The sequence below is a fragment of the uncultured Flavobacterium sp. genome (assembly GCF_963975515.1).
Classification (GTDB): domain Bacteria; phylum Bacteroidota; class Bacteroidia; order Flavobacteriales; family Flavobacteriaceae; genus Flavobacterium.
In genome coordinates this window covers 331,180-353,374 of the sequence record NZ_CAXBGY010000003.1, presented here as the reverse complement: position 1 = coordinate 353,374, position 22,195 = coordinate 331,180, and the positions used below count along the sequence as shown (strand labels likewise).

Sequence of the window (22,195 nt, the reverse complement as noted above, 5' to 3'; positions counted from 1 at the left end):
TTTTTCAAACTTATATTTTTTTGACTAATCTTCTTTTTTGAATTGAGCCATTTTTAATTTTTCTTTTTCACTCATTGAATCACGCATAATTGGTGTTGCAACAAATAATGAAGAATATGTACCTACTAAGATACCTACTAGAATAGCAAATACGAATCCTCTGATAGTTTCACCACCTAAGATAAATATTGCTACTAAAACTACTAATGTAGTTGCAGAAGTATTTATAGTTCTACTTAATGTTGTATTAATAGCTTTATTTACTAAACCATCAAAATCTGATGTTGAGTTATAATCTAAATATTCACGAATTCTATCAAATACAATTACCGTGTCATTTAATGAATAACCAATTACTGTTAAGATAGCCGCAATAAATGCTTGGTCAATTTCCATGTTGAATGGTAATATGTTGTAGAAGAATGAGAATATACCTAATACAATAATAACATCATGTGCAACTGCTAGTACAGCTCCAAGTCCAAATTGCCATTTTTTAAATGAAAGCATTAAATATAAGAACACTACAAATAAAGAACCAAAAACAGCCCAAATAGAGTTCGTTGTTATATCTTTTGAAATTGTTCCCGATACTTTAGAAGACTTCATAATTCCGTAAGCTTTTGTATCAGAAGACACAACAAAATCTTCATAAGTTGTTCCTTTTGGTAAATATTTTTGCAATGTTTTGTATAACATTTCATTTACTTCTTTATCAACCCCTTCGCTTTCTTCATTAACTTTATACTTTGTAGTAATTTTTAATTGATTATCGTTACCAAAAACTTTTGCTTCGGCACTTCCAAAAGTAGCTACTAAATCTTGAGTTACATCTGGAGCAACTACAGCTTTATCAAAACGAACTTGAAACGTTCTTCCTCCAACGAAATCTGCACCTAAATTTAAGCTTTTTGTAAAGATTGAGAATAAAGATAAAGCGATTAAAACTCCTGAAATAACATAAGCAATTTTTCTTTTTCCTAAGAAATCAAAGTTCATGTTTTTGAACCAGTTTTTAGTAATTGATGTTGAAAACGCTAATTTTTCTCCTTTAGAAATACTCCAATCTAAGAATATTCTAGTTATAAAAATTGCAGTAAACAACGAAGTTAGAATACCTATAAGTAAAGTAGTTGCAAAACCTTTAATTGGTCCTGTTCCTAAGAAGAATAAAATTAATGCTGTAATAAAAGTAGTTACATTGGCATCAATAATAGATGACATTGCTCCTTTCCATGTATATGCATAATTAACAGCTTCTTCAATTGTTTTACCTGAATCTAATTCTTCTTTAGCTCTTTCAAAGATAATTACGTTAGCATCAACTGCCATACCAATCGTTAAGACAATACCAGCAATACCAGGTAATGTTAATACAGCTCCAAAACTTGCTAAAGCTCCAAAGATGAAAAGAATATTTACTAATAATGCTAAATTAGCATAGAACCCTGTTTTTCCATAATAAAAAACCATCCATAATAATACCAATGAGAATCCAATGATGAATGACATAATACCATTATCAATAGCTTCTTGACCTAATGAAGGTCCAACTACGTCAGATTGTAAAATATCAGCTCTTGCAGGTAATTTACCAGCTCTCAATACGTTAGCTAAATCTTTTGTTTCTTCAATTGTAAAAGAACCAGAAATTTCAGAACTTCCACCAGAAATTGGTCCTTTTGAGACACCTGGTGCAGAATACACTGTATTATCTAATGTAATTGCGATTGCGTTACCTTGTTGAGAAACTTCACCTGTCATTTTTTCCCAAGCTTTTGCTCCTTTACCGTTCATTTGCATACTAACAGCAGGTTTCCCAGTACCATCATAAGTATCCGTTGCATTAGTAATAACGCCACCACTAATAGGAGCAACATTCTCTCTATTTCCTTTTAATGCATATAATTCAGTAATATCTGGAGTCTTGTCATTAACTTTTCCCCAAGCAAACTTTACATCAGCCAATTTACTTGGCAATAAAGCTTTCATATCACTTCTTTTGAAATAAGAATTGATTTTTGCTGTATCAGAAAGTTTTGCATATCCAATTATTGAAGTTCCTGGTTGTTGACTAACCTGAATTTTATCGAATAATGGATTTACTTGATTTGATAAAGTATCTGCTTTATCAACTAATAAAGAGTCAATTCCTTTAGAAACTGTTTCTTTAATATCTTTTCCTTTAACTTCTGTTTTCTTTAAAGCTTCATTTACTGAAACAATATATTCAGCAACTTCGTCAATTTTGTAAGTTTCCCAAAATTCTAATTGTGCAGTTCCTTGTAATAATTTCTTAATACGATCCACATCTTTTGCACCTGGCAATTCTACTAAAATTCTACCTGTTTCTCCTAACATTTGAATATTAGGTTGTGTTACACCAAATTGGTCAATACGTTTTCTTAATACTTCAAAAGCACTTTCAACAGATTTTGCTACTTCAGCTTTAATTAATGGTTTAACTTGATTATTAGTCATGTTAAACTTAATAACATCATCCAATGCTCTTGTTCCAAAAATCTCAGCACTAGATAATTTAGTGTTTGATGCTGCTGCCTCTTTATCAAAAGTTTCAAAGAAAGCATCTAAATAAGTTTGATTACCAACTTGATTATTTGCTGTTTCGGCTAATGCTTTATTAAAAACTGGGTTTTTAGTATTATTAGCTAATCCTTTTAAAATATCTTTTACTGATATCTGAAGAATAACATTGATTCCACCTTCTAAGTCTAATCCTTTGTTGATTTGCTTTGCAACTACTTCATTGTAAGTATTACCCATGTATACTTTCTCCTTACCTATAGAATCTAGGTATTTTTGCTCTTTTGCGAAATCTCCATTTGCAAATGATTTTGCTTTTTCTGCATAACTATTTGCAACGTAAGTAAACGTTAATTGGTAGATACATGCTACGGCAAAAATAATTGCGAAAAATTTAATAAGTCCTTTATTCTGCATTATTCAAAAAATTAATTTATTGTATTTTAAAAAACGAACAAATATATAATATACAATAGGATTAAACAATTTTATTTTATACTAATGTTAAAATAGTCCTATAATAATAAAAGTAACTGTTATTTTATATTTAATAAAAAAGGCTGTTAAAAAATAACAGCCTGATTTTAATTAGATTACAATATATTTATGAGTAAATTTAATTTTTAACAATTTTTACAACTTGGTTGTTTTCTCCTAAAAACATTAAAAAATATACTCCTTTAGGTAATTCACTTAGATTAATTGTCTCATTTTTTGAAGATTCTAAATTTTGAAAACTCAACTTTTGTCCCAAAGTATTGTAAACAAATACCGAATAATAGTTAGCAAAACTATTATCAAAGGAAACTGAATTAAAAGTTGGATTTGGAAATACATTAATAGTTTGGTTTGAATTAGAATAATTATCGTTAGCTAAATTATTATCTATTGTCACCATAGCTGTTGCTGCATCATTAACGCAGTTATCTAAATTACTAATCGTATAATTAAATGTATAATTCCCTACATTAGTATTTGCTGGAATAACAATTTGCCCAAGGTCATTTATTGAAGCTCCTGGAATAGGTGAAGGACTTACTAGTGAAAAAACCACATTTGATATATTAGCTTGGTTATTTAATAATTCATCATAATAATCATTATTAAAAACACTGTTAGTTATTCCCCCATTTTGACCATTAATAGGTGTATTTGTAAAATCATCATCATTTGCATTTAAATAATTAATTGGAAACACAGGAACCAGTCTAACATTATCTAGATAATAATAAGCTTCCGCACTATAATTTGGAAGCGTAACTCCATTGCAATCTGTATTTGGATTGTTTTCAGTTTGAGTAAGAACGTTATTTAATCCTCCTAAATACAAATATTTTAAATTAGCATTATTCCCTGTTGTAAAAGTAAAACTTATATTTTCCCATCCATCAGTACTTGCTGAACTTGAATTTGAGAAAGTTGAATTAGTTAAAAAAACCACATTATTATTAATAAAGTTATCTGGAATAATTCCACCTGTGATTAATTCTATATTTGTATCAGTAATCAGTGCTTGAAATTTTATTGACCTTTGTCTATATTTATCCGCATTAGAAACATCAAATGACAAATTATATTGAGTATTTGGTTCTAAAGCACTCACTAATTCTGTTTTAATAGATTCTGAATAAACGTTTTGTAAAAAATTTGGTCTAAAAAAACTAATAAACATACCCGCATAGGCATGATTATTAGAAATTTTATCATGTTGAAGTCCTGCAAAATTACACGGAATCCCATAAGACTGTGATGTTGCGTTTGAGTTGTAATACTCTGCAGTTGTCTTATAACTAGCATTTTGCCACCCACAGGCTTTATAAATTTGACTATTGTTATTTGGGGAATAATTATGTTCTTCAAAATTTCCATTTTTAACTAAACTACAAATATCTTCTTGATTACAATTGTTTAGAACATTAACGTATATATAAGTAACATTACCTCTTTTACCAGTAGCATTGTCATATGGAACATATCTTAATACATGTATTCCTGGAACGTAAGAAGTCATAGTAATAGTTTGGTTACTAGAGCCTGATGCTTGAGAAAAATATGCATTAGGATCCGTTAAATTTTGTACATATTCATATCTTAAATTATTTAATGAACCATTTGTATAATCGTTACTCAATATTCCACTAATTGGAATTATAGTTCCAGAAAGTCCCTGATAGATATAACCACCCGAAGAATTTATTCCATCATTAGTTCCAGCAACACCATTGCCATTGCAAATAGTTGAATTATAATCTTTATAAGTAAAATTTGAAGTAGTACCAAAAGTAGTATTTAAACTATAACCAATATCACATAAAGTTAAACGTTCTTCTGTAGTTAAAAATCGTTTTGCAAAAAGACCGCTTGCTCTATCACTCATCATAAAATATTGGTCATTAGAATTATTATTGTAGCAGGCGTCTTCAAAATGACTTAAGCTGCTTCCGTTTTCAAAACATGGTGGTGTATAAACAGGAACAGTTGCAGTACCAGAATAAATAATTGAAGTAGGACAATTAAACAACCCTGAATTACCTTGATAAGGTGTACTATTTGCACATAGAGGGTAAATCACTGCGTTTGAAACATTTGAATTGAAAAAATAATCATACATCTGACAATTAGAGGAACCAGAATATGAATTACTAATCAACGATATATTTGATGGTGTTTTTAAAAATTTATCATATCTTGTAAAATACCACCCTGAATTATCTAAATTAGAATTACCCCAAAATAAACTATATCCTGTAGAATTCATCAAGCTATTAAAACCTAATAAATGTGTTAACTCATGTATTATTACTGTATAAAAATCAACACTATTCAAAACGTAACCTGAAGCTGAGTCATGTTTATTCATATCTAAATTCCAAACGGTAGAACTATTAAAATTGAAACAAGTATACCCGTGATAAAAATTGATATCTTGACCTGTAGTAGAAATTGGAAATACAGTATTTGAGTATGAATCTGTTCCTGAATTTATAGTTTTCCATATTTCATTATCTACAATACCTCTAATAGGATATCCTTGAGATGCGATTATATTGTTTCCAGTAGGAACATTGTAATAAGCTGAAGCAGCACCCACAGCACCTGTAGGTAACCCTAATGAAACGGGACTTCTAATCCAAATTTTAACTTTATTGCTATTTCCTGAATTTTTTAATGGTGTTATAATAAAATCAGACATGTCACTAAATGCCTGACAAATAATTGCTCTTCGTTGGTCATGAATAGTATTTCCAACAACTTCCATTCCGCAACCAGTTTCAAAATATAATTCAAAAATACCAGAAGTACAAAGCAGAGTATTATTAATTACATTTCCATTACTTATCTTTCTAGATTCTTCAACAATAATATCAGATAATTTAAAACTATTGCCTTTGTCGTCAAAAACATTATCAAATATTCCATTTGGTGAAAAACTAGAATCAGTTTTCTGAGAAAAACCTGAAAATTTAACAAGAAATAATAAAAGAAAACAACTTAATAATTTTATACTATTCTTCATGATTTTACTATATTAATCATCTCAAATATATAATTATTAAATAAAAAAAGCGATAAATGTTTATAATTTATCGCTTTAGTAAAAATTTATTATAGGAATTATAAAACCGATTTCAAATCAGCATTCATATTTCTAACTGCTTCTGCACTTTTAGCAAATAATGCTTTTTCAGCATCATTTAATTTTACATCTACAATTTCTTCTACACCGTTTCTTCCGATAATACATGGAACACCGATACAAATATCGCTTTGTCCATATTCTCCTTCTAACATAACTGAACAAGGAATCATACGTTTTTGGTTGTTTAAGATAGAATCTACTAAAAATGCTACAGAAGCTCCAGGAGCATACCAAGCTGAAGTTCCTAATAAACCTGTCAACGTTGCACCACCAACCATTGTTGAAGCAGCAACTTTATCCATTTCTTCTTGTGACATGAAGTTTGCAATTGGAGAACCATTGTAAGAAGCTAATCTTGTTAATGGAATCATAGTTGTGTCACCATGACCACCAATTACCATACCTTGCACATCATTTGATGGTTTCTGTAAAGCTTGTGATAAGAAATATTTGAAACGTGAGCTATCTAAAGCTCCACCCATTCCAATAACTCTATTTTTAGGCAAACCTGTTGCTTTTAATGTTAAATATGCCATTGTATCCATAGGGTTAGATACTACAACGATAATTGCATCTGGAGAATGTTCTAAAATATTTACTGCAACTGATTTTACAATTCCAGCATTAATTCCGATTAATTCTTCACGAGTCATTCCTGGTTTTCTTGGAATTCCAGATGTAATCACTACTACATCAGATTTAGCTGTTTTAGTATAATCATTTGTGCTTCCCGAAACTACAGTATTAAAACCTGTTGTGGTTGAGCATTGCATAATATCCATTGCTTTTCCTTCTGCAAAACCTTCTTTGATGTCTAATAAAACTACTTCGCTTGCAATTCCTCTATAAGAAATAACATCTGCACAAGTAGCACCTACATTACCAGCACCTACTATTGTAACTTTCATATTTGTGTTATTTATAAAATTATTAAATTAAAATTCATATTGTAATGAAACATTTGTGTTTACAAATTTACCAAAAGCAAGTGTACCTTGTACAAAAAACTTGTTAAATTGATATCTACCAGAAAATTCACCTATTAAATTTCGTTTTGTTTTACTCAAATCTTTCATTCTATCATTCAAAATATCCTGTAAAGGAATAATTTCTTCAATGCTTCCTTTTTCTCCATCAAACTTATAATTGAAATCACTTATGTTAAAAATAATTCCCCATAATATTTCTAAATTTTTATGTGTTTTAGATATATTAATCTGAGTTTGATAGGTATCTATACTACTTCCTAAAGAATTAATTCCTAAAGTTCCATAAGCAGATTGAATATCAACAAAATCGAAACTCAAATTTTCTTTAGAATAAGCAACCAATGCAGATACATGAATAGTTTTGTTGAAATTTTCAGAAAAATACTGATCCAAATTATGTTTTAAACCAGCTCCATAAACTTGATAATCTCCTTTTTTAAGCTTGGTTTTTGGAGAGTATTTAACTAGTACTTCTGTACCATACCAAAGACCAACACCAGCTTGTAAATACGGATAAAAAACAGTTTCTTCATTAACTCCTTCTGGAGATTTTAATCGTACTTCTGAACCTCCTAAATCACCCACTAAATAATATTGATTATTGTTTCCTAAAGCTGTAGGAACCTCAACACTATTTTGTCCTTCTATAGAGAAGAACTCAAAGTCATTATTACTTGCCGTGAAAGTTCTATCCAATTTAGGCACAAAAAATAAATTAGCATTTACTCCAAACGTTACTTCTCCTAATTCTTTTTTCTTAGCAGAAGTCATCCAACCAGAAGATGCTTGATAAACTGCGGCATCAGTAGCAGGAGTTATGTATTTATCAGAATACAAAAGGGCATCATTAAGTAGATACCCTATTTGTTGAAATACTTCTGCATTTTGTGCTTTCAATTGATTAGTTGTAATAACTAATAAAAATAAAACAATCGTAGCAACTTTATCCATCTTAAGCGTCAATATTTGCGTAAGCTGCATTTTTTTCAATAAACTCTCTACGAGGTGGAACCTCATCTCCCATTAACATTGAGAAAACTCTATCTGCTTCGGATAAACTATCAATATTTACATGACGTAATGTTCTAAAATCTGGATTCATGGTTGTATCCCATAACTGTTCTGCATTCATCTCTCCAAGACCTTTATAACGTTGAATTGACGCTGAACCACCCATTTTTTGATTTATTAAATCACGTTGATCATTTGACCAAGCGTATTCTTTTTTGTTTCCTTTTTTAACTAAATATAAAGGTGGTGCTGCAATATAAACATGTCCACCTTCAATTAATTCTTTCATAAATCTAAAGAAGAACGTTAATATTAAAGTAGAAATGTGAGAACCATCGACATCGGCATCACACATAATTACTACTTTATGGTATCTTAATTTTGAAAGATTTAAGGCTTTACTATCTTCTTCTGTACCAACAGTTACACCTAAAGCTGTAAATATATTTCTTATCTCTTCGTTTTCAAAAACTTTGTGTTGCATGGCTTTTTCAACGTTCAAAATTTTACCTCTTAAAGGCAAAATAGCTTGAAACATTCTATCACGACCTTGTTTTGCCGTTCCACCTGCCGAATCTCCCTCTACTAGGAATACTTCGCATTTTGCTGGATCTTGTTCTGAACAATCAGATAATTTTCCAGGTAATCCACCACCACCCATAACGGTTTTTCTTTGAACCATTTCACGTGCTTTTTTTGCAGCGTGACGAGCTTGAGCAGCCAAGATTACTTTTTGAACAATAATTTTAGCATCATTAGGATTTTCTTCTAAATAAGCTTCAATCATATCACCAACAGCCTGACTAACTGGTGAAACAACCTCTCTATTTCCTAATTTTGTTTTGGTTTGTCCTTCGAATTGTGGTTCTGCAACTTTTACCGAAATAATAGCTGTTAACCCTTCACGGAAATCATCTCCAGAAATTTCGAATTTTAATTTATCTAGTAATCCAGAAGCATCTGCATATTTCTTTAAAGAACGAGTTAAACCTGTTCTAAAACCTTGTAAATGCGTTCCTCCTTCGTGTGTATTAATATTATTTACATAAGAAAATATATTTTCTGTGTAACTTGTATTATAAATCAATGCAACCTCAACTGGAATTTCTCCTTTATCAGAATCCATTGAAATAACATGGTTTATTATAGGCTCACGATTTGCATCTAAATATCTGATATATTCTTTTAAACCTTCTGTTGAATGAAAAATTTCAGACACAAAGTTTCCGTCTTTATCTACTTCTCTTTTATCAGTAAATGTAATTGTAATTCCTTTATTTAAGAATGACAATTCACGCATACGAGCAGACAATGTATCATAAGAAAACTCAACTGACTGCGTAAAGATTGAATCATCAGGATAAAAAGTTACAATTGTACCTCTTTTATCTGTTGTTCCAATTTGTTTAACCGGATAAAGCGCTTTACCTTTTTCGTATTCTTGTTCGTAAATTTTTCCATCAGAACTATGAACTGTTGCGCGTAAATGATTTGACAATGCATTTACAACAGAAACTCCAACTCCGTGTAATCCTCCAGAAACTTTGTATGAATCTTTATCGAATTTACCTCCAGCACCAATTTTAGTCATTACAACTTCTAGGGCAGAAACTCCTTCTTTTTTATGAATTCCAACTGGAATACCACGACCATTATCTTCTACTGAAACTGAACCATCTTCATTAATATCTACTCTAATAGTATCACAATAACCACCCATTGCTTCGTCAATAGAGTTATCTACGACTTCATACACTAAATGATGAAGTCCTCTGACTCCAACATCTCCAATATACATAGAAGGTCGCATTCTTACGTGCTCCATTCCTTCTAAGGCCTGAATACTGTCTGCTGAATAATTGCTTTTGTTTATTTCTTCACTCATATTATTAAATCTTAAACGATTTTTTTATTACAAACACAAATATAGCCATTTAATAAAGAACATAGCTAAAAAGCACCTTAAAATGACCGCAAGTTATCAACATTTGTTAATTTCTAAAAAGTCTCGCAAATCGCTTAAAAAAAGGCTAAAATCGAATTTTAATCAATTTAGCCTTTTGTTTAAATTAGTTTATTTTATAAAATTGCTTAGAAGAGACTTTTCGATGGTTTGATTATTAGATGTTTCGAAGAATCGAACTATCGAAAAATCTAATACGCTTCCGTATGTACATTTGCAACTGCTCTTCCGGAAGGATCATTCATATTTTTAAAAGCTTCATCCCATTCTAAGGCTATTTTTGTACTACAAGCAACACTTGCTTCTTGTGGAACGCTTTTAGCAGCTGCATCACTTGGAAAATGTTCTGTAAAAATTGAACGGTAATAATATTCTTCTTTTGATGTTGGTGTTTGAATTGGAAATTTATATTTAGCATTTGCCAATTGTTCATCCGAAACTTCTTTAGCTACGACTTCCTTTAAAGTATCAATCCAACTATACCCTACTCCATCACTGAATTGTTCTTTTTGTCTCCAAGCTACACTCTCTGGTAACATATCTTCAAAAGCTTTACGTAAAACCCATTTTTCCATGCGTTCACCGTTAATCATTTTGTCTTGTGGGTTGATTCGCATAGCAACATCCATAAATTCTTTATCTAAAAATGGTACACGACCTTCAATTCCCCAAGCGGCTAGACTTTTATTAGCACGAAGACAATCGTACATGTGTAATTTGCTTAATTTACGAACTGTTTCTTCGTGAAATTCTTGTGCGTTTGGTGCTTTGTGAAAATATAAATAACCTCCAAATAATTCGTCTGCACCTTCTCCTGAAAGAACCATTTTAATTCCCATAGACTTAATAACTCTTGCCATTAAATACATTGGAGTTGAAGCACGAATTGTAGTTACATCATACGTTTCTATATTATAAATAACATCTTTAATTGCGTCTAAACCTTCCTGAATAGTAAATTTAATTTCATGATGAATCGTTCCTAAGTGATCTGCTACTTTTTGAGCTGCTGCTAAATCTGGAGATCCATTTAACCCAACTGCAAAGGAATGTAATTGTGGATACCAAGCGTCTGATTTACTATCTGATTCAATCCTTTTTTGAGCATATTTTTTGGCAATAGCTGAAGTTATTGATGAATCTAATCCTCCTGAAAGTAAAACTCCATAAGGCACGTCACTCATTAATTGTCTTCTAACTGCTGCTTCTAAGGCTGTTTTTATTTCAATAATACTTGTTTCGTTATCTTTTACCGCTTCAAAGTCTGTCCATTCTCTTTTATACCATTGCACAAATTCACCATCTTTACTTGACATATAATGTCCTGGTGGAAATAATTCAATTTTTGTACAAACTCCTTCTAAAGCTTTTAATTCTGACGCTACGTAAAAAGTTCCATGTTCATCCCAACCTATATATAAAGGTATAATTCCCATATGATCACGAGCAATGAAATATTCGTCTTTTTCAACATCGTAAATAGCGAAACCAAATATTCCGTTCATTTCATCTAAAAAATGTACTCCTTTTTCTTGGTATAAAGCTAAAATGACTTCACAATCACTTTCAGTTTGAAATTCGTATTTGCCTTCAAATTGTTTTCTTAATTCTCTGTGGTTGTATATTTCTCCATTAGCCGCTAAAACTAAACTTTTATCTTTTGAAAATAAAGGTTGTTTTCCTGAAGCTGGATCAACAATTGCCAAACGTTCGTGAGACATAATCGCTTTTTCATCAGAATAAATTCCACTCCAATCTGGTCCACGATGACGAATTATTTTAGACATTTCTAAAACCTTTGGTCTTAAAGTTTCAGCTTTTTGTTTTAGGTCGAAGGCACATACTATTCCGCACATATTTTTGAGTTTAAAAAGTTATTGGTTTAAAGGGTTAAAAGACTAACCGTTTAAATTGTTTAACAAAATTGAGGATAAAACGACTTAAATGAAACTATAAATTAATATTTAGTTATAATTCGTAACCAAAAAATATTTTTTAATATAAATTCATAACTAAAAATGCAAAAAAATGATATTTATATTTGAAATTGTTATTCAACCGATTGAATTCTATATTTTGTAGTATTAATTTCAAACTGGAAATCAATTTTGTTTCCCATTAATTTTGTTCCTAATGGTGATTGAGGTGAAAGTGCGAAAACATCGTGATTTTCTATTGTAATTTTTGGTAAAGCTGCACTTACAAAGAAATAAGTTTCATTGGCTTTTACCAAACTTCCTAAAGCAACAACATTGTGATTTTGAGAATCGTCAATTTTATCTAAAATAGCTTTATGCTCCAGTACTTCTTTTAGCTTTTGAGTCAGTTTTTCTTGTTCTAAATGCATCATGGCTAATGCAGTTTCATGTTTGTCACCAGCTGAACCTTTGGCATCGTTTTGTGCATCAATAGCTAAATCTGAAATCATTTTTTGAAGGATTTCAATTTTTTCTTGAACTATGGATTTGTATTGAGAAAGGATTTGAGGTTTTGTTGGCATTTTCTTTTAAATAAAAAACGCTAAGTTAAAGTATCACTTAGCGTTTCATTATAATTAATTATCATTTAAAAATCAAACTTATAATTAGCTCCAATCATTACTTGAATAGATTGCACTGGAAAATTCGCCCAACGTTGGTAATTCTGACTTGCTAAGTTGTTTCCTTTTAAGAAACCCGTTAATCTTTCGTTGTATTTGTATCCAATGTGTGCATTTAAATCGAAATAACTGTCTAATATTACTGTTTGTGTTGTAAAAGTTGCAGGAACAATCATTAAATCATCTTGTACTGCAATTTGGTCTTTTCTATCTCCAACAAAAAATACTTTTGCACCAGCATACCATTTATCTGTAATATTAAAATCTACTGTTGAAGCTAATTGAATTTGAGGTAAATTCCATGCTTCTTGCTCTTCGTCCACTGAATAGTTATTATATGAACCGCTTATTCCAAAAGAAACGTTTTTCGAAAAATCAGCTTTCAATTCTGCAAATCCTGTAATTGTTTTTACGTTATCATAAGCTACATCAAAAGAGTTTCCAAAAACATATCCTTCAGTATTTGTTACTAATGGATCAAATGCATTGTTTTTGAATAAAGCTTTTGCCTCTTCATCTTTATATGATGCTCTTAAATTAAAAGAAACGGAATTAGATAATTTTCCTTTTAAACCTCCATAAACATCATATTTTTGATTCGTTGGTGAAACATAAAGTGTTGGAGAAACAAATGGATTAACATCTACAAAATCTGCATAAGAGTTTTGATGTAATGTTCCTTCTGCTCCAGCATAAGCTGTTAAAATTTCTGGCACTAATTTATATGATGCTTTTATGTTTGGATATATAAAAACTTTACTGTCTGAAATTCCATCTACTTTCTGTGTACTATAAAAAACTGAAGCTCCAAATTGAACAGAATAATCATCTTCTTGTAGCAAAATACTTGGACTTGCGCCGAAGTTTATGTTGCTATATTTATACGATTGTTCAGCATAATAGCTTCTATCAAAACTTCCTCCAACATAATCTACAATTACATCTAATTTTACTTTAGTATTCATAACTTCAAATGAAGTTTCTGGCTTGATGTAAAATCTGTTTTCTCCAGAACCTAATGCATCCGAAAATCGTTTAAACAATAAAGTTGAATTGTCTAAAAAACTATCTTTCATTCCTAATTTACCACCTAATTGAATAGTATTAAAAGATTGTTTCTCTTTAATTGAGTTTAAAGCTGCTTCATCAAAAGCTACAAATTCAGTTGGTAAACCATACCAATTGCTTACTTGATTTTTGAATCCTAAGTCTACATTGTAATGTAAATCTTTATCGCGACTTCCGTAAGTCACATCAGCACTTGTTGTGGCAAATTGATTATCCAAAACAACTCCATCAATATCTCCTTGTGATGATAAATGACGTATCATTCCTCCTACATATTCACTTCTACTGATATCTTCTGTGATGAATAATTCTGCATTAACAGTCAAGTAATTACCCAAACCTAAAGTTGCATAATTTTTGAATAATTTTTCTTTTTTAGCTTTTTCTACATCAGCTGCTTTTCCTTTTGCTGGTGTAAAAGTTGAAGCTACAGGAAATGAAAAAATTGAATATTCTATTTTCTCTTTTTGTACTTCTGCATCATCTTCAAAAGTTGGTGTTTCTTTTACTTTGAAAGCATCAGAAATTGTTGGACTATATGGTTTTACAATATTTACCACTTCAGAACCTATATTTTCATCTTTCTTTTGGGCTAAAGCCAACTGGAAAGAAAAAATTACTGTTACTAGAATTATATTTTTTAAATATCTCATTTTTCTTATTTTAGATACTGAATCTAGTTCAGCATGACAGACTTTATTGATTTTATTACTCTTGGATTGAAGAATTACGTTTTGCTTCTTCTGATTTAATTGTTGCTAATTCATCCTTTGCTTCTGTTACTACTTCTGGATATTCATCATATTCCTCAATAACCATTTTCAAAATTGAAGTCGCTTGAAAACTATCTTTTAATTGGTAATAATTTTTTGCCATAATTACTAAACTTTTAGCGGCAAAATATTGATAACCCGAATAATCTTTAGCATATTTTTCTACAATTTTATTAGAATCAGCAAATTTTCCGTCTTTGTTTTTAAAATAAGCGTCATAGTACAAAGCTTCTGCTGCTAATTCACCTTTTGCTATTTTTTGTAGGTTTTGATAAGCTATTTTTGCTTTTCCTTCATCACCCGTTTTTATAGCAGAACGAGCGACAATAATTTGCGCATCACTTTTTACTCTATCTTCTGTTTTATCATTTGACAATACTTTATCAGCATAAGTCACAGCATTTGTATAATCTTTTTTCTCGTAGTAGGATTTCATCAAATTAGATTGAGCAAATGTTACGTTTTGAGGAAAATCTGCTTCTGTTTCTAATCGTTTTAAAACAATAATTGCTTTATCGTATGATTTTGCCTTTAAATAAACTTGACCTAAACGCGCTAAAGCTTGTTCAGTAAATTCACTTCTAGCTTTGCTAATTACATATTCATAATGTTTGATAGCATTATTTTCTAAACCATCTGCATAATATAATTGTGCCAAATAGAAATTAGCATTTAATGCATGAAGACCATTTGGAAAACTACCTAAATAGGTTGTAAATCCAGAAATAGCTTGTTTTGCATTATTCATTAAATATTGTTTTTCTGCTGATTCATAAGTTGTGTTATCTAAATCTGCATTACTAACTTCAATGAAATTTAATGTTTTAACCCAAGCAGCATATTCATCTACTCTACCATTATCAATATAAATTAATCGTGCTGTAGAAACTGCTTCTAAAGCTTCTGGTGAGTTTGGAAAATCAGCAGCCACTTTTTTGAATTTTGCAATCGCTAAATCTTCTTTTCCGTTGTTATAATGAATTAAACCCTGTTTTAAAATCGCTTTTGCTAAATAAGAACTTGTTTTATGATTAGCAATTAATTTATCAAAAGTCTGAATGGCTTTATCTACTTTGTTTTCATTTACATAAGTATTTCCTAGTTCATACAAAACATCATCTGCATATTGTGATGAAGGATATACTTTTGAAAAATTTTCTAAATCATCTATTTTCCTGTCATTTTTCCCTACGAAACCATAACTAATTCCTTTTTGATAGGCTGCATAATCTGCATCTGGACTTTTTAATTCCATTACCTTATTATAGGCATCCATTGCTGGCCAATATTTTGCTGAAATAAAATTACAATCACCCAAACGTAAGTAAGCATCTGTTAGTCTTGTCTTATCATTTTTGTTTGAAGCTATGTAAGTTCCAAAAGTTGAAATAGCATTATCGTATTCTTTCAATTTAAAATAAGTATACCCTAAATTGTAATTAATGTTTGTGTTTTCTGGCGTAGAAGCTGAAGCACTATTGTTTTGAAATTGCTTAAATGTAATTTTAGCTTCACTAAATTGATCTAAATTATATTCTGTTTCAGCTTTCCAGAAAAGTGCTCTTGCCGTGTATTTTGGATCTTTATTTTCTGTGATTGCTTTCTTGAATAGACTTAAAGCTTCTTTGTTATTTCCATCAATATATAACTCTAAACCTCTATAAAAATTTGCCAATTGATAAGCTTGACGATTTTCTGGAGATTTATTTTTTTCCAAAAGGACTAAAGCTTCTTTATAATTTTTTGATGTGATATAAGAGCTAATCAATAAGTTATTTATTTCTTGTTTGTAAGACGAATTTGGATATTTAGTCAAATAAGCTTGTAAAACTTCAGGAGTACTTTTGAATGAATTTCCAATTTCGTAACTCAATTTAGCGTAATTTAAATAAGCATCTTCTTGAATTTTTAAATCAAATTCCATTTCAGATGCCGTTTTAAAAGCTGTTAATGCTTGATTTTTCTTATCTGTACGCAAATAACATTCTGCCAAATGATAGTAAGCATTTTGAGCCACAGCATCATTTCCACCAATAATTTTATTGAATTGCGATATTGCTTTTTCGTAATCTTTTTGTTGATAATAAGCATAACCTAGTTGGTAATAATCTGTGTTATTCCACTTTCCTCTTGTTCCTTTGTAATCTTCTAAATATGGAATTGCTTTGTCATATTGTTTTAAATTAAAGTAGCTTTCTCCAATAATTTTAGACAATTCACTTATTTCAGTTCCTCTAGATTTTGACATTTGAGCTAAACCTAAATCAATTGCTTTTTGGAAATTTCCTAATTTAAAATTCATATCAGCCTGAAAATAACCCATTTTTTCTTTGTATCTATCTTGGTCTGATACTTTGTCGAAATAGTCATTGGCTTTTTTAAAATCGTCAGTCTCATAAGCTAAATAACCTAAATAATATTTGGCTTGATTTCCAAATTCTTTAGAATTAACTACTTTATTGAAGTAATTTGAAGATTCTTTTACGTTTTTTGCTGTAAAATAGGCATATCCTTTTTGAAAATTGAATTTTTCTCTTTCATAAGTTGTCAAACCATTTTCATCTACTTTATCAAAATATTTTAACGCTTGAGGATAATTGCTTTGATCAAAATAATAATGAGCTACTTCAATAAATGCTTGATTTTGTTTTGTACTTGTTGGATATTTTTCCACAAAATCTTCCATTAATTGATCTGCACCCATTTGGTTTAAACGAATAGCACAATTAGCAATATAATAAGCACAATCTGCTTTTACATCTGTACTTGAAACGGTATTGATTACTTTATCAAAAATAATTTGAGCCGATTGATATTGTTTGTCTTTATAAAGTTCTACTGCTCTATCAAATTCTTTTAATTCATGCGAATAAATAGCTGTTTGTTGCGCTACAACAAAGGTGGTTTGAAAGAATAGTAATAAATAAAAAATGTGTTTTGTAAGCTTCATTTTATCCGGTTTTAGAATCTCAAATATAAGTTATATATGACTACTAACGGGTGAAGCATAGTTTATATTGTGAACAAGGTTTTAAACAAATTTGTTATTTTTTTACAATTGATTGATATTATTTTGAATAGAACATTACTATTATTACATTTACACAATAAATCTATAAAATCATGGCAGAAACCATTCTTTCCTTACAAAACGTATCCATAAATCAAGAAAACAATAGAGTTTTATCTAATGTGAATCTTGAAGTAAAACGTGGTGAATTTATTTATTTGATAGGAAAAACCGGTGCAGGAAAAAGTAGTTTATTAAAAACTCTTTATGGTGATTTAGCTTTACTTGAAGGTGAAGGAAGTATTGTTGACTATGATTTACGTAAATTAAAAGAGAAAGACATTCCGTATTTAAGAAGAAAACTAGGGGTTGTTTTTCAGGATTTTAAATTGTTGCCAGATAGAAATATTCATGATAATTTATTGTTTGTTTTAAAAGCAACTGGCTGGAAAGAAAAAGCCGAAATGAATTTAAAAATCGAAGAAGTTTTAGATAAAGTTGGCATGAAAATGCAAGCACACAAAATGCCTCATCAAATTTCTGGTGGAGAACAACAACGTGTTGCCATTGCAAGAGCTTTATTAAATGATCCTGAATTAATTTTAGCCGATGAACCAACTGGAAATCTTGATCCACAAACTTCGGTTGAAATTATGAATGTATTAAAAAACATCAACGAAAACGGAAAAACGATTTTAATGGCAACGCATGATTATGCCTTAATTATGAAATTTCCAACAAAAACACTAAAATTAGAAGACGGAACTATTTTTGAAGTAGTGCAAAGAACGGTTTAGTTTTAATGTATTTATCATTAAAAAACTTTGCCATTAAAATTATCACTAGTGGAAAGAAGACTAAATGTAATCTATCACCTTGATCACTAGAAACACCTGATATAAAAAATAAATACAATATTGCCAAAGAAACCATTTTTAGTGTTTTTTCTTTCTCTTTATTTCTTATTAAAATTATTATCGATGCAATTACACCAAACAGTGTAAAAAGTATATTTTGTATTTTTGAGATTGCTTTAAAAACAAATTGAACAGCACTAAAGTACCTTGTATTCATTTTGTTATCACAACCAAAGACACTTGCACTTCCTTTAGATGTATTTATATATAAATTAGAAAAATAAGCTTTTAATAGATTTATTTTATTTGACTTTAGTTGTTGCTTTAAATCTTCAATTGCAACTTCTTTTTTTTCTAAAAGAGATAATTTTGAAAAATACAAATGCCTTTGATTGTGTCCTTGTTCAAACTCAATATTGTTTTTAAAACAATCAGCTTTTGTACCCAAATAGTTATAATAAGTTGAAGTGTCAATAGTACTTATAGTAAAATCTCCGTAAGTTTTTTTTATGGAATACATTTGCAAAAAAACTAAACTTGTAGCTATGTATATTATTATTGAAAATTTGCTTTTTAAAACTTTAAAAATGTTTTTAAAATAAAAGATAATTACAATTAAAATAAAAAATTTCAGAATTGGTTTTATTAAAAGGCTTAATAGTAAAAGAGCTATTGCAAAAGATAAAAACTTATTGTTTTTAGTAACTTCAAACTCCCTAAAAAAATAAACAATTAAAAGTAAAAAAAATGTAAAAATTGGTTCAGTTAGTAGATGAAACACAATACTTAAACTACCTATTAAAAAAACATAAAATAATGCAAAAACAAAAGCTCTTTTTTTTGATGTTATAGATGTAATAATTCTATAAATAAGTAAAATAGTTCCTAGCCAGGCTAATATATTTAGTAGTAAACTCCATTTTAAAATATATTCGTTAGGTAAATTAAACAGTAAAGGTATTCCATTTAAAAATGAAAATAAAAATGGTCTGTGGTCGTTAAATGTAAAATCACTATAAAGTTGATTTATTGATTGTAAATAAGAATATGTATCAGGAAAAATATACGTTTGATATTCTAATTGCATTAAAAAATAAAAAACAGAAATACATATTATTCCAATAAATAATAGCTTCAAATAAGGTTTAAACTTTTCTATATCTTTTTTCAATTCAAAAACATTTAAACAAAAATAACTAAATTATTGTAATTTGAATTTAGAAATGTAGTTTTGTATGGTTTACAATCTAAATACGGTATATTTAAATTATAATGAATCAAAAAACAATCGTAATTTCTGGAATAAATGTTGTTGATAGTGGAATACTTTCAATAATGACGGATTGTTTAGTAGAATTAGAAAAATATACTGCAAACAAGAATATAAAGGTTATTGCTTTAGTAAATTCTAAGAAATTATTTCCAATTCCTAATATTGAATTCATTGAATTTCCAAAATCGAAAAGAAATTGGCTTTCTAGATTGTATTATGAATATTTTTATTTTAAAAAATTATCTAAGGATCTCAATGCTGATATTTGGTTTTCAATGCATGATTTATCTCCAAATGTAGTTTCTAAGAAGAAATATGTCTATTATCATAATCCTGCCCCTTTTTACAAATTAAGCAGTAAAGAATGGCTTTTTGGATTTAAAATTGGCTTATTTTCAAAATTTTATAAATATTTAACCCAAATAAACATTCATTCAAATGATGTCGTTTTTGTGCAACAATATTGGATAAAAAATCAATTTGAACAATGGTTTTCTCTTAAAAACTGCAAAGTTGCTTATCCAGAAACTCAAGTTAATATTGATTATAGTAAAATTGAATTGAATCCTAAAAAAGTTCACTTCTTTTACCCTAGTTTTCCTAGAATGTTCAAAAATTTCGAATGTGCTTGTGAAGCTATTTTACTTTTACCAAAAGACATTCAAGATAAAATTGAAGTTCATTTTACCATTTCTGGAAACGAAAATAAGTATGCAAAATCAATTTATGATAAATATTCAAATCACAATTGCTTTAAATTCATTGGAAAACTAAATAGAAGTGAAGTTGCTGGTTATTATGAAGTTATGGACGCTTTATTATTTCCTTCAAAACTAGAAACTTGGGGTTTGCCATTAACTGAAACTAAAGAATTTAACAAACCTATTTTTGCTTCTGATTTACCTTATGCTAAAGAAACTGTTGGTAAATATGACAAAGTGAGTTTTTTTAATCCAACAATACCAGAAGAATTGGCTGAAAAATTAAAACTATTTATTGAAAATAAATTAATTTTCGACAAAACTTTAATTTCAAAGAAACCTGATTTTATCGGTTGGAATTCCATTTTTGATTATATATTTGAAGAAGAAAAAAGTGTTCAGCATAAATTTCATAATTCATAATTTACAATTCATAATTAATTAAAATGCCATTTTTTACAGCAATCATTCCACTATACAACAAAGAAAACTACGTTGAAAGTGCTTTAAAAAGCATTCTCAATCAAACCTATGCAGACTTTGAAGTTATTATTGTAAATGATTGTTCTACTGACAAAAGTGTTTCTAAAATTGAATCTTATTTATCTGAAAAAGTAACTTTGATTCATCACGAAAAAAACAAAGGATTATCTGCAACAAGAAATACTGGAATTCAAAATGCAAAAGCTGAATACATTACTTATTTAGACGCTGATGATGTTTGGAAACCTAATTTTCTAGAATTAATAAAAGAGTTAATTGATACTTTTAAAGAAGCTAAAATATTTGCAACAAACTATGAAGAAGTTTATGGAAACAAGGTTGTAATTCCACAAAACGGAACTAAGTTTTTAGCCAAAAATGCTAAGCAAATTATTGATTTTTTCAAGCATAACTTACAACAAGGAATTTACAATCATGGCTCTGTTTGTTTTCACAAATCGGTTTTTAAAAAAGTTGGTTTTTATGATGAAACATTAACTTTTTCTGAAGATATTGATTTTAATATTCGAGTAAATTCGCAATTCAAATTGGCTTATTTTAACGTGTTTGGAATGCAATACAATATGCAATCTGAAAACCAAATTACAACTTCAAAAATTTCTGATAAATCTTTGCCCGATTATAGTAAGTATGATGATTTAGCGCTAAAAAATCCTAATTTAAAAAAATATCTAGATTTTGAACGTTATGTTTTAGCCAAACATTTAAAATTTGAAGGAAACGAAGAAAAAAGTAAAGAAATTATCAAACAAATAGATTTAAAAAACTTAAACAGAAAACAACAATTTTTACTGCTTTTTCCAACTTCAATTGTGAAATTAGTTTCAAATTTTAAGAAGTTCTTGGTTCAAAAAGGAATTAAACTTACTTCTTACTCAAATACGAAATAAAATCATCAAAGTTTCTGATGTAATCTTCTTCTAAAAAAACATCCGAATTTAAAACCAAACAAACGGCTCCAGAAGAAAAATTATCTAATTCTCTCCAAACATTAGTTTTAATTAATAAGCCTTTATCTGGTTTGTTTAAAGTCACTTTTTGAATAGATTTTCCATCGTTTAAAACCACATCAAAACTTCCCGAAAGAGCTATTAAAAATTCAAATTGATCTTTGTGTGCATGTCCACCACGTTGTGCAGAACTTGGCACATCATACAAATAATAAACACGTTTAATTTCAAAAGGAACCACATCTTTTTCAATGATTGCCAAATTTCCTCTATAATCTTCTACTTTTGGAATGTCTATTATTTCTATGTTCAT

General features: G+C 29.2%; 14 protein-coding genes. 3 read left to right on the top strand and 11 right to left on the bottom strand.

Features of this window, described 5'->3' with window-relative positions; genetic code table 11:
• Positions 1-24 precede the first annotated feature (24 nt).
• The 9 genes from secDF to AAC008_RS06255 all read right to left on the bottom strand — a co-directional run bounded on the left by secDF (position 25) and on the right by AAC008_RS06255 (position 17,537).
• Positions 25-2,961 carry a protein translocase subunit SecDF gene (secDF, locus tag AAC008_RS06295; protein WP_339888125.1) on the bottom strand — a complete coding sequence of 979 codons (2,937 nt, stop codon included), beginning with the start codon at positions 2,959-2,961 and terminating at the stop codon, positions 25-27.
• Positions 2,962-3,160: 199 nt separating this feature from the next.
• Entirely contained in the window at positions 3,161-6,061 is a 2,901-nt protein-coding gene (locus AAC008_RS06290) for a T9SS type A sorting domain-containing protein (protein ID WP_339888124.1), read from the bottom strand.
• Between the two features lie 98 nt (positions 6,062-6,159).
• On the bottom strand, positions 6,160-7,092 hold the full coding sequence (locus tag AAC008_RS06285; RefSeq protein WP_339888122.1) for a malate dehydrogenase: 933 nt from the start codon (positions 7,090-7,092) through the stop codon (positions 6,160-6,162).
• A 27-nt stretch (positions 7,093-7,119) separates the two neighbouring features.
• Entirely contained in the window at positions 7,120-8,154 is a 1,035-nt protein-coding gene (locus AAC008_RS06280) for a DUF6588 family protein (protein ID WP_339888120.1), read from the bottom strand.
• Entirely contained in the window at positions 8,126-10,069 is a 1,944-nt protein-coding gene (gene gyrB / locus AAC008_RS06275; protein ID WP_339888119.1) for a DNA topoisomerase (ATP-hydrolyzing) subunit B, read from the bottom strand. The genes AAC008_RS06280 and gyrB overlap by 29 nt, the downstream gene beginning before the upstream one ends.
• Before the next feature lie 269 nt (positions 10,070-10,338).
• Positions 10,339-12,003 carry an asparagine synthase B gene (gene asnB, locus AAC008_RS06270; RefSeq protein ID WP_339888118.1) on the bottom strand — a complete coding sequence of 555 codons (1,665 nt, stop codon included), beginning with the start codon at positions 12,001-12,003 and terminating at the stop codon, positions 10,339-10,341.
• Positions 12,004-12,197: 194 nt separating this feature from the next.
• Positions 12,198-12,647 (bottom strand): hypothetical protein, encoded by a 450-nt coding sequence (locus tag AAC008_RS06265; protein WP_339888116.1) that lies wholly within the window; start codon positions 12,645-12,647, stop codon positions 12,198-12,200.
• Between the two features lie 65 nt (positions 12,648-12,712).
• A complete protein-coding gene (locus tag AAC008_RS06260; RefSeq protein WP_339888115.1) occupies positions 12,713-14,467 on the bottom strand; it encodes a TonB-dependent receptor in 1,755 nt (584 codons plus the stop codon).
• Positions 14,468-14,522: 55 nt separating this feature from the next.
• A complete protein-coding gene (locus tag AAC008_RS06255; RefSeq protein ID WP_339888114.1) occupies positions 14,523-17,537 on the bottom strand; it encodes a tetratricopeptide repeat protein in 3,015 nt (1,004 codons plus the stop codon).
• A gap of 173 nt (positions 17,538-17,710) precedes the next feature.
• On the opposite strand from AAC008_RS06255, the gene AAC008_RS06250 reads away from it, so the two are divergent.
• Positions 17,711-18,394 carry an ATP-binding cassette domain-containing protein gene (locus AAC008_RS06250; protein ID WP_339888112.1) on the top strand — a complete coding sequence of 228 codons (684 nt, stop codon included), beginning with the start codon at positions 17,711-17,713 and terminating at the stop codon, positions 18,392-18,394.
• Here AAC008_RS06250 and AAC008_RS06245 read toward each other — a convergent pair.
• Positions 18,363-18,974, bottom strand: coding sequence for a hypothetical protein (locus tag AAC008_RS06245; protein WP_339888110.1), 612 nt, complete (start codon positions 18,972-18,974; stop codon positions 18,363-18,365). The genes AAC008_RS06250 and AAC008_RS06245 overlap by 32 nt on opposite strands.
• Before the next feature lie 752 nt (positions 18,975-19,726).
• On the opposite strand from AAC008_RS06245, the gene AAC008_RS06240 reads away from it, so the two are divergent.
• Positions 19,727-20,851 (top strand): glycosyltransferase, encoded by a 1,125-nt coding sequence (locus AAC008_RS06240; protein WP_339888109.1) that lies wholly within the window; start codon positions 19,727-19,729, stop codon positions 20,849-20,851.
• Between the two features lie 23 nt (positions 20,852-20,874).
• The gene (locus tag AAC008_RS06235) at positions 20,875-21,822 is read left to right on the top strand and encodes a glycosyltransferase family A protein (RefSeq protein WP_339888108.1); all 948 of its coding nucleotides are present in this window, start codon (positions 20,875-20,877) and stop codon (positions 21,820-21,822) included.
• Here the strand turns inward: AAC008_RS06235 and AAC008_RS06230 are convergent.
• Positions 21,797-22,195, bottom strand: a complete 399-nt coding sequence (locus tag AAC008_RS06230; protein WP_339888107.1) for an FdtA/QdtA family cupin domain-containing protein — start codon at positions 22,193-22,195, stop codon at positions 21,797-21,799. The genes AAC008_RS06235 and AAC008_RS06230 overlap by 26 nt on opposite strands.

Coding starts and splice junctions, on each gene's coding strand:
- secDF (WP_339888125.1), bottom strand. CDS start 2,961: ATGCAGAATAAAGGACTTATTAAATTTTTCGCAATTATTTTTGCCGTA.
- AAC008_RS06290 (WP_339888124.1), bottom strand. CDS start 6,061: ATGAAGAATAGTATAAAATTATTAAGTTGTTTTCTTTTATTATTTCTT.
- AAC008_RS06285 (WP_339888122.1), bottom strand. CDS start 7,092: ATGAAAGTTACAATAGTAGGTGCTGGTAATGTAGGTGCTACTTGTGCA.
- AAC008_RS06280 (WP_339888120.1), bottom strand. CDS start 8,154: ATGCAGCTTACGCAAATATTGACGCTTAAGATGGATAAAGTTGCTACG.
- gyrB (WP_339888119.1), bottom strand. CDS start 10,069: ATGAGTGAAGAAATAAACAAAAGCAATTATTCAGCAGACAGTATTCAG.
- asnB (WP_339888118.1), bottom strand. CDS start 12,003: ATGTGCGGAATAGTATGTGCCTTCGACCTAAAACAAAAAGCTGAAACT.
- AAC008_RS06265 (WP_339888116.1), bottom strand. CDS start 12,647: ATGCCAACAAAACCTCAAATCCTTTCTCAATACAAATCCATAGTTCAA.
- AAC008_RS06260 (WP_339888115.1), bottom strand. CDS start 14,467: ATGAGATATTTAAAAAATATAATTCTAGTAACAGTAATTTTTTCTTTC.
- AAC008_RS06255 (WP_339888114.1), bottom strand. CDS start 17,537: ATGAAGCTTACAAAACACATTTTTTATTTATTACTATTCTTTCAAACC.
- AAC008_RS06250 (WP_339888112.1), top strand. CDS start 17,711: ATGGCAGAAACCATTCTTTCCTTACAAAACGTATCCATAAATCAAGAA.
- AAC008_RS06245 (WP_339888110.1), bottom strand. CDS start 18,974: ATGTATTCCATAAAAAAAACTTACGGAGATTTTACTATAAGTACTATT.
- AAC008_RS06240 (WP_339888109.1), top strand. CDS start 19,727: ATGAATCAAAAAACAATCGTAATTTCTGGAATAAATGTTGTTGATAGT.
- AAC008_RS06235 (WP_339888108.1), top strand. CDS start 20,875: ATGCCATTTTTTACAGCAATCATTCCACTATACAACAAAGAAAACTAC.
- AAC008_RS06230 (WP_339888107.1), bottom strand. CDS start 22,195: ATGAACATAGAAATAATAGACATTCCAAAAGTAGAAGATTATAGAGGA.